Source organism: Cupriavidus sp. 10L45, from assembly GCF_056395225.1.
The window spans coordinates 78,546-91,741 of record NZ_JBFTJC010000002.1; the positions used below are offsets into that span (position 1 = coordinate 78,546).

10 protein-coding genes are annotated in these 13,196 nt (G+C 66.7%); 2 read left to right on the forward strand and 8 right to left on the reverse strand.

Annotation, left to right across the window (positions count from 1 at the left end; translation table 11 throughout):
- Positions 1–34: 34 nt before the first annotated feature.
- The 5 genes from AC1DFU_RS03885 to AC1DFU_RS03905 form a co-directional block, all read right to left on the reverse strand.
- Positions 35–724 (reverse strand): phosphatase PAP2 family protein, encoded by a 690-nt coding sequence (locus AC1DFU_RS03885; RefSeq protein WP_218158028.1) that lies wholly within the window; start codon positions 722–724, stop codon positions 35–37.
- A gap of 351 nt (positions 725–1,075) precedes the next feature.
- Positions 1,076–1,378 carry a hypothetical protein gene (locus tag AC1DFU_RS03890; RefSeq protein ID WP_255370794.1) on the reverse strand — a complete coding sequence of 101 codons (303 nt, stop codon included), beginning with the start codon at positions 1,376–1,378 and terminating at the stop codon, positions 1,076–1,078.
- Positions 1,379–1,476: 98 nt separating this feature from the next.
- Positions 1,477–2,013 (reverse strand): DNA-binding response regulator, encoded by a 537-nt coding sequence (locus AC1DFU_RS03895; RefSeq protein WP_441591188.1) that lies wholly within the window; start codon positions 2,011–2,013, stop codon positions 1,477–1,479.
- Positions 2,014–2,336: 323 nt separating this feature from the next.
- On the reverse strand, positions 2,337–3,221 hold the full coding sequence (locus AC1DFU_RS03900) for a helix-turn-helix transcriptional regulator (RefSeq protein WP_441591189.1): 885 nt from the start codon (positions 3,219–3,221) through the stop codon (positions 2,337–2,339).
- A gap of 410 nt (positions 3,222–3,631) precedes the next feature.
- Positions 3,632–7,306 carry an autotransporter outer membrane beta-barrel domain-containing protein gene (locus tag AC1DFU_RS03905; RefSeq protein WP_441591190.1) on the reverse strand — a complete coding sequence of 1,225 codons (3,675 nt, stop codon included), beginning with the start codon at positions 7,304–7,306 and terminating at the stop codon, positions 3,632–3,634.
- A 275-nt stretch (positions 7,307–7,581) separates the two neighbouring features.
- Here AC1DFU_RS03905 and AC1DFU_RS03910 point away from each other — a divergent pair, with 275 nt between their 5' ends.
- Complete coding sequence (locus tag AC1DFU_RS03910; protein ID WP_441591191.1) at positions 7,582–9,177, forward strand: phage integrase family protein; 1,596 nt, start codon at positions 7,582–7,584, stop codon at positions 9,175–9,177.
- Positions 9,178–9,250: 73 nt separating this feature from the next.
- Here AC1DFU_RS03910 and AC1DFU_RS03915 read toward each other — a convergent pair whose 3' ends face one another.
- Together AC1DFU_RS03915 and AC1DFU_RS03920 are read right to left on the reverse strand one after the other, a co-directional pair.
- On the reverse strand, positions 9,251–10,279 hold the full coding sequence (locus AC1DFU_RS03915) for a ParB/RepB/Spo0J family partition protein (RefSeq protein ID WP_092294196.1): 1,029 nt from the start codon (positions 10,277–10,279) through the stop codon (positions 9,251–9,253).
- A gap of 5 nt (positions 10,280–10,284) precedes the next feature.
- Positions 10,285–10,941 carry an AAA family ATPase gene (locus tag AC1DFU_RS03920; protein WP_092294390.1) on the reverse strand — a complete coding sequence of 219 codons (657 nt, stop codon included), beginning with the start codon at positions 10,939–10,941 and terminating at the stop codon, positions 10,285–10,287.
- Between the two features lie 392 nt (positions 10,942–11,333).
- Here AC1DFU_RS03920 and AC1DFU_RS03925 point away from each other — a divergent pair, with 392 nt between their 5' ends.
- Positions 11,334–11,537 (forward strand): cold-shock protein, encoded by a 204-nt coding sequence (locus AC1DFU_RS03925; RefSeq protein WP_006159056.1) that lies wholly within the window; start codon positions 11,334–11,336, stop codon positions 11,535–11,537.
- A gap of 105 nt (positions 11,538–11,642) precedes the next feature.
- Here the strand turns inward: AC1DFU_RS03925 and AC1DFU_RS03930 are convergent, their stop codons facing one another.
- Positions 11,643–12,737, reverse strand: coding sequence for a replication protein RepA (locus AC1DFU_RS03930; RefSeq protein ID WP_092294194.1), 1,095 nt, complete (start codon positions 12,735–12,737; stop codon positions 11,643–11,645).
- Positions 12,738–13,196: the final 459 nt, after the last annotated feature.

Sequence of the window (13,196 nt, forward strand, 5' to 3'; positions counted from 1 at the left end):
TGGTTCTCCTGCCGGGGCGGAGCGGGCCACCCTGTCAGGTATCGTCGTGCTGCCGGGCGGGCGGGTCTGTTTGGTGGCGCACACAGCGCGCGGCGTCGCCGGTCAGCGCGGCAGCGTGTCCCTGTCGCGCTTCATGCCTGCCGTGCCCACCCAGCCCATCGTGCCATTCGCCGCGCCGGTAGGGCTCCTCCCGCCCGGCGAGATGGCTGGCGATGCGCTCGAGCATGCCATGCGTCGGCAGGCTCACCGACGGATGCGGCGCCGCCAGCGCCAGCAGCAGCACGACGCCCGCCACCACACGCGGCGCGGCGCGCAGCGGCCGGGCGGACCAGACCAGGAAGCTGGCGCTCGCGCCGAAGCCCAGCGCCAGCCCGGCCACGATCTCGGCCGGCGAATGTACCTCCAGCGCCAGCCGCGACACGCCCACCACGATGGCAACCGCCACGCTCACTGCCACGGCCACCACCGCCATCACGCGATGGCGCTCCGGCACCAGCAGCCGCGCCAGCACCGGCAGCACGGCGGCGGCCATCGTGCTGTGCCCGGAGATGCCGGTGAAGTCGAAGGCGCGGCTGCCGATGCCCCAGCCCATGAAGGCCAGCTTGCTGGCCACGACCAGCGCCACGGCGCCGCCGAACGTGAGTGCCCAGCGCATGGCGTTGTCGCGGTCGTGCGGGGCGCGGCCCGACTGCAGCCACGCGAACACGACGAGCGCGCAGGGCATGAGCAGTGCGCTTTCGCCAACGCGGGAGACAAGGGGCCAGACAGACATGGTGCGGCAGCTCACAGAAAAGGATGACGGGGTTAGGCCGGCTGACGGAGGTTCGCACCGTCGCGCCCGCAGTGTGCGACGCAATGTTCAGCCGCCTCAACCAGCCAGAAGGTGGAGACGGTGCCGCGCGGCGTGCCGCCGGCGGGCGCGCGCCCGGCGCGGGGCATGCGTTTGCGCGGGAAGGTGGAGGCCCGGTGACCGGGGCGTGCGCCCCATGCGGCGCGTGATGCTTCTGGCCAATACGCCCGTTGCCGGCGTTTGGCTATCGTCACATGAATGGCGCACGTCCAGGACGGCGCCATTTCAAAGCCCGCATGGTCCCCCGGTCGGCGGGCTTCTTTTTTGGCGCGACGCCTCGTCGTCGTCCGCCGCGATCATCGCGCGCGCGGTGGCCATGTGCCGGGTGGCCTCCCGCTCGCCGAACTCGCACGCGGCGAGGACGGCGGCCGCCTCGGTGGCGAAGCACCGGCCGTGCAGCTCGCCCCGAAACAACAACGGCCCGCCTCCTGCGATGGCGAGCCGAATCTCGAAACAACATGCCCACTTGCCCCGGCCCTCGCGCACGGCAAAGCCATGCACGACCAGGATATTGACTCCGTGTTCCATACGACCCCCTGCGTCGCCACGGCGGCCGGCCTCTCAAAGGCACCGGCTTCAGACCGTGGACTTCTCGCAAGCATAGGTCGCGCGACGCGGCCGCGCCTTCATCCGGTTGCCGTAGTGCCGTCAGCGGAGTGGGGGTGGGGGTAGAGGTGGGAGACGGGCGCGGTGCCGGCATGGCGCGGGTGGGCGCGCAGCAGCGCCAGGGCCGCGCGCGGGAAGCACTGGCCGCCGGCCCAGACCAGCGCGGCGGCGGCACAGACCAGTTCGATCGGGGCGGGCACGGCCAGGCAGCCGCTGGCGCCGATCTGCGCGGCGTAGACCATCAGCGCGGCATCGAGCGAATCGGACAACACGAGCCAGCGATGCGGGGCCAGCCGCTCGCGCACGCGGTCCAGCAGCGCGCGGGGGTCGCCCTCCACGCCGCTGCAGTCGACGATGGCCATGTCCACCGGGGCGTCCGGCACGGTCTCGGAGGCGTCCGGATTGTCGATGGAGGCGGCGCGCGCCTCCGGGTCCGGGGTATCGAGCAGCCAGTCAGGCGCGTGCCATCGCACGGGCATGGAGATGTCCTGCCCCTCCATGCGTCTGGCGAGGATGCGGCACATCATTTCGTTGCTGGCGATCAGGTAGGTCGTCATCGACAGAGATCGGGCATGTTGGACGTCTGCGCGGCGCGGCGTGGGTCACCGCTGGCGCGACGGTTATCGGACGTCGGTTCACTGAACGCGTGCCGATTGGGCACACGCACGACCTACCCGCGCGGCAGGCGCAGCCGGGAAGGCACAGATGGCAGGCTGGGGATGGATGACGGTGGCGGCGTGCGTCGGGTGACGCCGTCCGCAATGGGTCTGCAAATCGGCCTGCAATAAAGCTAGCAACCGCAGCCGGTCACCGCCTCATGCTTTCGGATGAGGGCGGGCCGGCAGAAGGGGGACGCGAGCGGATGGCTGCGCGACCGCGCTCAGGCGGCCTCACAGGCCTCCCGGGACTGCAGGACGGCGGACGGGCGGATCGAGGCCGGCGCGGTGACCGTCGGCCCTTGCCAGTTCAGCGTGGCGCCGCGCTGGAGCGCGACGTAGACCGCCTCGCCCTTGTTGCGCACGTGCAGCCGCTGATAAAGCGTGCATGCATGGGTCTTCGCCGTGGCCACCGAGATATTGAGCAGCCGGCTGACGGTCTTGATCGGATAGCCGCGCGCGAGCAGGGCCAGCACTTCGTACTGTCGCTCGGTGATATTGAGCAGATGGGCGCCTGCCGTCGGGGTTTCCAGCGGCGTGGCGTGCGACTGCGGGCCGTGGCTCGGCACACCGTGCAGCGGCACGACGATCGGCGCGGCGGCATGGCGGCTGTCGCGGCCGTCGGCGTAGGCTGCCGGCACCGGCACCGGCGCGGCGTGGGCATGCTCGCCGCCCAGTTGGGCGTACGGATGGGCAGCCGGCTCGGCGCCACGCATGACCGGGAGCTGCGACGGGAAGCATTCGCCCCCGGCCAGCACCAGGCGGATGGCGGCTTCGAGCGCCTCGGCGGAGCAGGCTTTCGCCAGCAGGCCGCGCACGGTCTCGGGCAGGCCGAATTCGGGCAGCGGCGCCGGCACGTGTTCGGCCAGCACCAGCACGCGTTGCGGCTCCAGCCGCTGGCACAGGCCGGCGAGGCCAAGCCAGCCGGCTTCCGCATCGGCGGGCAGGCCATAGATCAGCAGATCGGCGTGGTGCGTCCAGGGATCCGGTTCATGCAGGGACTGGGGGTCGATATCGACGAGATCGCCGGGAACATGCGCCTGTGCCAACAGGTGGCGCAGCCCAAGGCGGAGCAAAGGATGTGGCTCGAGCAACAGGATGGTGGCCATGGCCGCTCACTTCTTATTGGCGCGCGCGGATGCCGCGTACAATCCACTGCGCGCTGATTGGACATGCTCCGCTTTTGGCACGGCTGCACGCCCATACGATAGGTATCGCCTCCTGAGCCTCGCAGCGTTTCCCGTCCTGGCTCGCTGCTGTCCTGCCCGGCCCTCCCTCGGAGGATGCCTACCGCCCCGTTTCGCGTATGACACGCGTTAGATGCTTCGCAACTCAGATTCAAATTAAATTGAATTCTGGTGTTCAGCATAGGAAGCACGCGGAGTGATTGCAAGCGAATGCTGCATTGCGGGGGTTTTCCCGTGTTGGGTTTTTGCCTAGGCTGCTTGCGGCACAAAATGCCTCATTCAGCACTTTTACAGCGGGTGTTTGCCATACATCACATGTATGACACCCGCGCTCACCACGTATATTTCGCCCCGATCCGGGCCGCATACTGGTGGAAACTTTGCGCCCCCCAGGCGCCCGACACGTTGGCCCAGCCGGTCCAGCGCGTCGAGATCGACAGGTTGAGCCCCAGCTTCAATTCATAGCGATTCGACGGATACAGCGTGCCGAGCGGCACCTCGTTGAAGCGGACGCTGCTGTCCGTGCTGGTATGCCACCAGTTCACAGTCACGTACGGCTGCCACTTGCGCGCGTCCGCACGGACATAGGTGCGATGCAGCCGGACGCCGAGCCGCGTGATGAGGCCGGTGGAGTCGGCACCCGCGATACGCGTGCCGTTGGGCTCGGTAATGTCGTGTTCGCGGTAGTCGACGTAGATCAGCTGCCCCTGCGGCTCGATCACCCAGTCGTGGCGCAACGGCACGGCGTAGCCCAGTTCGCCCGAGACCGCCCAGCCCTGCGCGTGGTACTTCACGGTGGGCAGGGTGTCGCCTTCGACCTTGTTGTCGAACCAGCCGTACTGGAACCACGTATCTATATAGGTACCGAGCTTGCGTTCGTCGTTCTGGTACCAGGTGCCGTACGCGCCCACGCTGAAGCCCTCCACCTTGCCGCTGGCGGACGCCGGGTTGCCGGCCGCCTTCGCGTCGCTGCTGGCATAGCCGTAGCTGCCCATCAGCCCCAGATGCAGGCGGTCTTCCTCACTCGCCACCTTCCATTTGGCGAGTTCCGCGCCCCCGTGCAGCAGGAAGCTGTCGGTATCGACCTTGAAATTGCCGTCCTGGCTGCGGCTGCCCTCCCATTTGCCGACCACGCGCAGCCATCCCGAGCGCGGCTTGTCCTCGGCCTTGTCGAACGGCTGGCCTTCCACGTACTGCGGCTCGCCCAGGCGGTCGTGCAGGCTGTGCACGAACATCTGCCCGGCCAGGCGCTGGTTGGCGAGATAGGCGGCCACCTCGGGGCGGAACAGCGCCTGCCCTGGCGTGGGCGGCCCCGGCGGGGGCGGATCGGGTGACGGATCGCGCTCGGAGCGCAGGTACCAGGCATCGGCCTGACTGCCGTCCAGGCTGCCCCGGTACAGGCGGTACTCATAGGGGCCGGCCACGGCGCGGCGGGCCAGCGCGAAGCTGCCGGGAGCGGTGGTGCCGCCGTTGACGGCATCGACGACCAGGATGCCATCGCGCTGCGTGATCGCGCCGGTGCCGCCGGCGTTGGTGATCGTCAGCCCGGTGGTGCCGGACGCGGTGCCGGTGTCGATGACGAGCCTGTCCGACGGTGCGTTGTCGCCGGCCAGCACCGTGTTCAGGCCGATGCCGCCCGCGGCGCCCGTGTAGGTGTTCACCGTCAGCGTCTTGAACGTGCCCGCCGACGGCGGCGTGAACAGGATCTGGCTCGCGGCGTTGGTGAGCGTGGTCAGCGTCGAGTTGCCGGTGAGGTGCCACGTGGTCTGGTCGCGCAGGGTGACGATGGACGTGGTGCCCGGTAGCGTGGTCGCCGCCCCGGTCAGCGTTGAGGCCGAGACATCGACGGTGGCGACATCGCCCACGGCCAGGGGCTTTTTGATCGCTGGCAGGGGGGCTGCGAGCGGCGCGACCGAATCGGACGGCGGGGTTGAGGGATCGTCGACGGACGGCAGCGGCTCCGGCCGGGCGATGGGGGCCTCGGGCGGCGGCAGCGTCGGAAAGTCCCCGATCGAGCCGACGCGGAGCCACTCGACGCCCGAAACCGTCGAGCCGGCCAACGTCACGGTGCCCGGCCCGGCCACGGCGATGGCCGGGCCGCTCCGGCTGGTCAGCGCGGAGGCGGTGAAGTCCGCGCCGGTGGGCACCTGCGCGGTGAACGTGTCGTTGTAGCCGGCCACGTAGAGCGCGGCGGCGTCCGCGTTGCTGGCGGTCACGGTCGCCCGGTTGCCGCTGACCTGGCCGGCGTCCAGCGCCACGGCGCCGTGCGCGCCCACGCCGCTGGTGCTCACGGTGGCGTTATCGATCAGGACGAGGCTCAGCGCGTTGCGCGCAAAGGCGCCATGCGCGGCGGCCCCTTCGGTCGTCACGCTGGACCCGGACAGCGCCTCGACCCGGCCTTTCGACACGGCGCGCAGCCCCATCGCGCCCGTGCCGTGCGTGATGACGGTGGTGCCATTCGTCAGGGAGACCCGCGCGGGCACGTCGAGCACGGTACGCGCCTGCGCCAGCGCGCCGTGGGCGATCTCGCCCATCGTCTCGATGTGGGACGCCGTGGCTACCACCGTTGCCACGTTGGGCTTGAGCGGGTCCACCCCCGCGTAGACGGCGATGCCGTTGCGGCCGTCGGTGAGTACTGAGGTCTGGTTGATCTCGATCGTGCCGCCATCGTCGGCGGCCACGCCAATCGCCTCGTCGCCCCGGTTGTGGATGGCGAGGCCATTGGTCACGAGCCGCGCATTGGGCAAGGCGGCCGTGACGCCCTTCACGCGCTGGGCGCGGGCCGTGGTGCCGAAGGTATCGACCGTGCCGCCGTTGATCGTCGCCAGGCCGTCCTGGGTGATAGCGATGCCGGGTGCGTTGGCGCTGCCCGTGGAGACGATCGCCACGCCCTCGGTGGTCAGGGTCGAGCCCACGCCGCCGACATTCACCGTGGGCACCTGCCCGCCACTGCTGAGGGTGCCGCGCGTGATCGACATGCGCGAGCCGGACCCCAGCGCGATGGCGGCACTGCCCGCGCTATCGACCGAGACGTCGGTCAGCATGGCGTCGCTGTTGCCAGTGACCGACACGCCGCGATAGGTCGGCGCGCTGACCGTGCTGTTCGTCAGGGTCGCAATGCCGCCCAGGTCGACCGCGACCCCGGCGGAATTGTTGCCGCTGGCACGGATCGTAGCCTGGTCGATGGTGGCCGAGGAGCCGGTGCCCGACACGAACACGCCGTGCGCCATCGTCGCCGGCCCGCCGGTGAGCAGGTTGCCGCTGCCGCCAATGGCAATGCGACCGCCCGAGACCGCGGCGGCGGCGGCCACGGGGCCGCTCGCGGCATTGCCAGTGCCGGTGGCCGTGAGCGTGCTGCTGGACAGCTCGATGGCGCCGCCCAGTTCGGCGCGCGCGGCATTCGAGAAGTTGGACGCCACCGCGACGGTGTTGCCGGAACCGGTGATCAGGCTGCCCGCGCCGGTGGCCACAAGCCCATGGTTGAAATTGCGCCCGCTGCCGGCGGCGCCCACGGTCAGGTTCGATTGGGTCAGCGTCACGGACCCGCCGCCTTCGGCCCGTACGCCCTGCATCGACACCGAGTTGGCCGGCGCCAGGTTGAGCCGGACGTTATCGGCCACCACGCGGGAGCCCGCGCCAACGGCCTTGAGCCCAACCTGGCTGGCCGCCGCCGCACCGTTGGAGGTGGTATTGATGGCGCCGCCCGTCAGCGAGACCCGGGCCCCGCTCAAGGCGTTGACGCCGTTCGCATTGGCCACGCCGAGGCTCAGCGTGACGCCGGACGCCGTCACATCCGCACCGGCGCCGGTGCCGGTGATCGCCACCGGCGCCGCTACCGTGGTGCCGATGGCCGAAGCGCTGACCGTGCAGGCTGTGGTGGCGGATACCTGCCCCGTGCCGATGGTCGGGCAGGCCGCCTGCCCGTGCGCGGCGGGAGACAGACTCGCCAGAACGACGCCGCCCACGGCGCCCACGCCGACGCCGGCCTTTCTCCGCCTGCTGACCATGGGTCGCCTCCCTTCGCCCGCTTGGTCTTAACACTGACCAGCGAGGTTTCCTCATTCTGGAGACTGGGCTGAAGAACGGAAGTCAAATGTTTGGGGGTCTGTTTTAAGCGTTTCAGCGAAACCGGCAGACGGTGAGCCCAGGGGGCCATCCCGGGCAAATCCCTTGGCTTCCCATCGAAAATAATTTACATTGCACTTTGATATTCAAAAGTGCCTGGTACGGATTGGCACTCCGCTAAAGTTGTTATAACTCAATCACTTACCACCCCTTCTTCATGAGCACGGATCCCGACACGCTCGCCGCTACCAAGCTCACTCGAACCGAATTTGCAGTGGTGCGGGCGTATGCCCAGGGCATGCGGCCGGTGGACATCGCCAATCGCTACCTGCTCGATCCGGACGATGACGATGTGCTGACCGAGCATCAGGCGGTACAGCGCATCCTGACGCTGCGCGACCGGCTGGTGCAGTTCGCGCTCCAGCACGACCGGCCCGATATCGCGGCCATGTTCGAGGCGCTGCGCGGGCGGTCTGACGCCGGGATGACGCGCCGGGTGGACGCGTTGTCGTCCATCGAGCGGCTCGGCCAGGGCCGGCCGCTGCCGGGGCATCAGGTATCGCTGTGGTTCCGCCCCAGCCTCGCCCGCCGGCTGGCGACGGGGGGCGTGCGCACCATCGCCGATTTGACTGATCTGGCGAACCAGCGTGGCAGTAGTTGGTGGCGTGCCGTGCCACGCATCGGCCAGCAATCCGCCGAAGTCATCACACGATGGTTGGGTCAGCAGCAGTCGGTGATCGCGACGGCGGTGCGGCCATATGTGCTTTCGCCGTCACAACACCGGAGCAGACCCGCACTGGTCCCGGAGCGGCTGGGGCCGGCGATGCGCGAACCCGTTCCGCTCGAACACATGCTGGCGCCATCGTCTGGCGACCCCGGCGCGGCGGTGCTCGGGGATGACCTGCGGTTCATTCGGGACTGGTTAGCCCGCCACAGCGGCTCCCCGCATACGGCCGGGAGCTATCGACGGGAGGCGGAGCGGCTACTGCTCTGGGTCGCCCAGCAGCGTGGTTCGGTCCGGGGGCTGGAGACGGATGATCTCGTGCGCTACCGCAGCTTTCTGGCGGATCCCCAGCCGGCGGCCTTCTGGTGCGGCCCGGCGGGCGCCCGAGACCGGGCGCACTGGCGGCCGTTCGAGGGACCACTCGGCGCGAGCTCGATCGAGGCTTCCCTGCGTGTGGTTCGCGCCCTGCTCCGGGCGATGGTGCGGGCGGGGGTGCGGCAAGGCGGTGCGGCTGTACCGGCCGGGGGCGTACCCGTTGCTGCGTCGGAATCTATCGAAACGAATCGCTCGAATTTGCTTCCGCCCGGTGTTGTCGATGACTTCCTGGCATGGCTCGGGGCGGTGGAGGCCTCCCCCAGACACCGGGCCGCACGGGCGACGGCGCTGCTGGTGCATCGGCACGGGGTGCGGCTTTCGGCACTGCCGGCGATGCGGCTGGGGGATGTCCGGCTCGCCGGACGCGGCGCGCGGCTGCTGCCCGGGGCCCGAAATGAATCCGAAGATTCAGGTTTGCTGCTTGATGAAGACGTCTGGATGGCGCTGCGCGCGCACTGGGCCGATCGCGGGATTCAGGTGGAGGCCGGCTGGAACGCCGACGCCGCCCTGCTCGCACCAAGCGAATTTCCGGCCACGGCGCGAGGTCGCGCCAAGCAGGCGCAGGTCGGTGCGGGCTACGCCGCGAGTGGTTTGGACCAGTTGCTACGGGGTACCTGGAAGCGCTTCGCGGCGGGCCGAGAACTGGCCGAAATTGGGTTCACGCCGCGCCTCCTGGCGCTCGCCGGGCGTCCGTTGCCGGACGGCCCAAAATGACCCCGAGCGTACCTTTTGCTGCGATCCAAATGTTCGATGAAACAATGAGTTAGCGAACGCGACTGCAAAAAACTCAGAGTAGCGTTTTATCCAATCCGAAGCGTGCCTTAAGGACCTCGAGCAGGTCCTCCCGGGCATTGCGGTCGGACAGCTGAACATCGAGCATTACCCGGCCCGAATCCCACTCCTTGATCGTGCCCAGAAGCTGCCCCGACTCGGTCCGGATCTTGTACTGCCGGCTGATCTCCTTGACCTTGCGCGACTTCCCTTCCTGCGCATGTTTACGGATCGCCTCGACCTCGCGGCTGGACAGGCCGTCGTTCATGATGCGCGTCGCCAGATCACGCGTGCGGTCTTCGCCGGCGATCTTGCAGAACAGCGTCAGCTCGTAACCGGCGGCAATCCCGATGGCGCTCGGTCGCTCACGCATCACGCCGAGCACCGAGTCCGGCAGCTTCAGCAGCGCCAGGGTCTTGTTAACCGTGCCCGCCGACATCCCGGTCAGCTCGCAGATCTCCTCCTCCTTCTGGACCTTGCCTTCGTCCAGCAACTGCCGCCAGGCAATCGCGTTGTCGAGTGCGGACTGGTCCGAGCGCTGCTCGTTGAGCAGGAACGAGAGTCGGTAGAAATCGAGATCGCTGAGGTCGCTCTCGATAAAGCATTCCATCTCGAGCTTGCCGGCCGAGGCCAGGGCGCGCTTGCGATAGTGACCATCGATGAGGATGTAGTGCCCGGGGCGCACCGGGTCCGGCGCCGCCAGACCGGGCGTTTTCTGCCCATGCGTAGCGATCGACGCAGCACGTTCCTGGACCACTGCGGGATCATAAATTCGACGCGCATTGAAAGGATTGTCGTGCAGTTGCGCAATGGGGATCTTGATCAGCGTACGACCCGTTTCAGTCGGTTCCGCACTTTCAGCGCTGAAAGTTTGGATTTCGGCAACTACCGGACGCTCGGGACGCTGGGTCTGGAGCAGGCCATTCGGGTGCTGGGAGATCGCCGCTTCCGCCCTGGCGAAGCGATCCATCGTGTCGTTGCGGGTTTTCTCCGCCGCCATGCCGGCCAGCATGCCGGCCTTCAGGCTTTTCAGTTTCGTTGCCATGGGAATTACTCGATCAGGGACAGGATTTCGTCGACCATCATGTCGACCTCCTGCACGGCCTCGCGGGCGCCCGGCACACCGTGCACGGTGCAGCCGATGGCCTGGCATTCCCGGAACGCCGAACGGGAGCCGATCAGGGCGTTCAGCAGCGGCACATCACCGTCATCCCCCAGGATCTCGATGGCCTGGCGGGCAATCGAGACACGTCGCTGGACCATATTGGCCATCACGCGTATCTGCAGGGTCTCATTCTGGACCTGTGCATGCTGCGCAAGCGTCTTCGCTGCGACGGCCGCCCACAGGTCAGGCGGCGACGGGACAACCGGAATGATCGCGAGGTCGGAAATCAGGAGCGCGCTCGACGGCGCGGCCGAATGCACGGCGGGCGGGCAGTCGACAAGGATGTAGTCGTAGTCGTGGATGAATTTGCGGACTTCGCGGTGCATCGCGCCGCCGGACGGCGCCAGGCCGATCACGGAAGCGGGAAATGGGCGTTCGTCGGTCGCCTGTGCGGCCCATCGCGTGGCGGTGCCCTGCTCATCCATATCGACAAGCATGGAACGGGCGCCGCGCAGGCCCAGCGTGCCAGCCAGGTGCATGCTTACCGTGGTCTTGCCACAGCCGCCTTTCTGGTTGAACACGGTAATGATTTTTGCTGCCACACTGGCCTCACTTTCAGCGCTGAAAGCGCACATGACGAGTTCTCTACAGGCGGAACTGTAGCCAAATCGGCAGTGCGCTACAACCCATTTTTCATTATTCAAATTTTATGTCTCGTAGCGTGATACCTCCACGCCACGGTGAAAGGGTAAACACCGCCTACCTCAAATTTGCGGAGATTTCCTCTTGAAAAGAGGCAGAGAATCCGCCTAAAGTAAAGATAGTGCGCATTACCCCGCACATGACACAGCAGAACAAACTGGTTATGATGCGCGCTACAGTCGAGTCAAGTCGTGTCAACCTCGTTGGCTTCCGTTCGGTATCTACGAGACCTCAACGTGCTTGAACGGTTGTTTGCGTTGTGTACAAGAACTTGCTTCGAAAGGAAATTCCTATGGCAACCGGTACGGTCAAGTGGTTTAACGAGACCAAGGGCTTCGGCTTCATTACCCCGGACGACGGTGGTGCAGATCTGTTCGCGCACTTCTCGGAAATCCAGGGCTCGGGTTTCAAGACCCTGAAGGATGGTCAGCGTGTGACGTTTGAAGTGAAGCAGGGCCCCAAGGGTCTGCAGGCATCGGCGATCAAGCCCGCCTGACCCTGTCTCACTGAACGTCCTGCCATGCGCGCAAGCGCGTGACGGGTAAAAGAAAAAGGCAAGCGCTCGTCGCTTGCCTTTTTCGTTCCAGCGGTCAGTTCGCCTTCAGGCCAGCTTGCGAACGCTCGTGCGGGACGGCTGCAGGACCAGGGCTTTCGACGAATCAGCGTCGACCTTGGCGCCCGGATACACCACCAGCACATCCTTGAGCGCCTTGCGGAACAGCGCGCGGAACTTGCGCTCGCTCTCGGTCTCGGTACCGAACTGCATCTGGAGCGCTTCCCAAGGGATCTCGGTGCGTCGTTGGATCGTGAAGAACCGGTAGGTCAGCCACGAATACACGTCCAGTGCGAACGGCGACTGCTTGAGCGCCTTGAGCGCGCGCATATCGACCGGTACGGGCCGGTTCACCAGCTCGTTGAAGAACGGCTCGGAGAGCACCACGAAGCTCTCGAACATCGAGCCCTGACCGGGCTGCATCGGGTCCCACCACGTCGACAGCTGGTCGGCCAGCAGGTAGCCCACCCGGTCGATCGACAGGGGTTCGTGATTCGGCGTCTGATTGGGCGTCGGCGTCGACTTGTTCTGCACGATCGCAATGGTCGCCGAGAACAGCCGGATCATTTGCTGGCGCACCAGCGTCATGGTTCCGCGCTTGCCGCCGGTGGCCATCGGAATGCCGAGGTTGTACATGAATTCCGACAGCGAATTGCCGAGCGAGATGCGGCGGTCCTCGACCGTGCCCGTAAACTCGCCGCGCTTCTTCTTCGCCATGATTTCCTTGCCGATCCAGGCAAGCATCAAACGCGGATAGGAGCCGTACGGATACCCGAGTGAAACGGTTTCGGAGACGAGCTTCTGACGACCATTGGCCGCTCGTTCGGAGCGCTGCTGCGTGAAGTAGCCCGGCTGGATCATCAGCGAGATGTTGCCGCTGGTGCGCGTCCACACGGGCGGCGCGCCCTTCGGGGCGCGATACGGCAGGGTTACCTGCACGCTGGCGCGGCTCAGGAAGCCCACTTCGCCACTGTGCCAGGCGTCCTCGCGCTCCATCGCCTGGGCCTCGTCGAAGAGGCGCTGGAATTTCTCGGACGGAACCAGGACGTTCTCGTTACCGGGAACGATGATGCGGGAAGGCTCGTGATCCCCTTGCAGGACGGAGCGATCCCCCTCGGTGGCCAGGGAGCGTTTGATGGGCATATTGACGGGCTTCGGATTACCCGCCTTTTTACGCGAACCCGTAAACGTTGTCACGCAGAAACAGGTACGTATACGTTCTTTGTGTGTTTTGGTTGTCCGGTCGCGTTGCCCCCGAGCTTGCGGTTCCCTGTCAGCACTGACGGGCTTCTCTGCAAGCGATCTGTTTCGGGTGTCGGGTTTCTCACGACTGGCAGGATGGCCGGCATGCGGTGGGCAACCCGCCAGGGTTGTCCACGGTTGGCGGCGCATCAGCTACAAGTAAACGATACCGTTACGGGTTAACTACTTGTAAACCGTATACGGAGGGAAAACGCCGTTGATTTCAAAAGGGAAAAGTACGCCCCGCGAACCCGATTCTGCGTGGAAGCGTACTCGATTCTGCGAAGCCCCGAACCCGAATCTGCGGCTGGGCGAACCCGTTTCAGCGGAAACAGCGAACCGGATTCTGCGGGGATAACT

What these genes read in the sequence shown, in the direction of transcription:
- AC1DFU_RS03915 (WP_092294196.1), bottom strand. Translation starts at nt 10,279, where the DNA reads ATGGCAACGAAACTGAAAAGCCTGAAGGCCGGCATGCTGGCCGGCATG.
- AC1DFU_RS03885 (WP_218158028.1), bottom strand. Translation starts at nt 724, where the DNA reads ATGCCCTGCGCGCTCGTCGTGTTCGCGTGGCTGCAGTCGGGCCGCGCC.
- AC1DFU_RS03890 (WP_255370794.1), bottom strand. Translation starts at nt 1,378, where the DNA reads ATGGAACACGGAGTCAATATCCTGGTCGTGCATGGCTTTGCCGTGCGC.
- AC1DFU_RS03925 (WP_006159056.1), top strand. Translation starts at nt 11,334, where the DNA reads ATGGCAACCGGTACGGTCAAGTGGTTTAACGAGACCAAGGGCTTCGGC.
- AC1DFU_RS03900 (WP_441591189.1), bottom strand. Translation starts at nt 3,221, where the DNA reads ATGGCCACCATCCTGTTGCTCGAGCCACATCCTTTGCTCCGCCTTGGG.
- AC1DFU_RS03930 (WP_092294194.1), bottom strand. Translation starts at nt 12,737, where the DNA reads ATGCCCATCAAACGCTCCCTGGCCACCGAGGGGGATCGCTCCGTCCTG.
- AC1DFU_RS03905 (WP_441591190.1), bottom strand. Translation starts at nt 7,306, where the DNA reads ATGGTCAGCAGGCGGAGAAAGGCCGGCGTCGGCGTGGGCGCCGTGGGC.
- AC1DFU_RS03895 (WP_441591188.1), bottom strand. Translation starts at nt 2,013, where the DNA reads ATGACGACCTACCTGATCGCCAGCAACGAAATGATGTGCCGCATCCTC.
- AC1DFU_RS03910 (WP_441591191.1), top strand. Translation starts at nt 7,582, where the DNA reads ATGAGCACGGATCCCGACACGCTCGCCGCTACCAAGCTCACTCGAACC.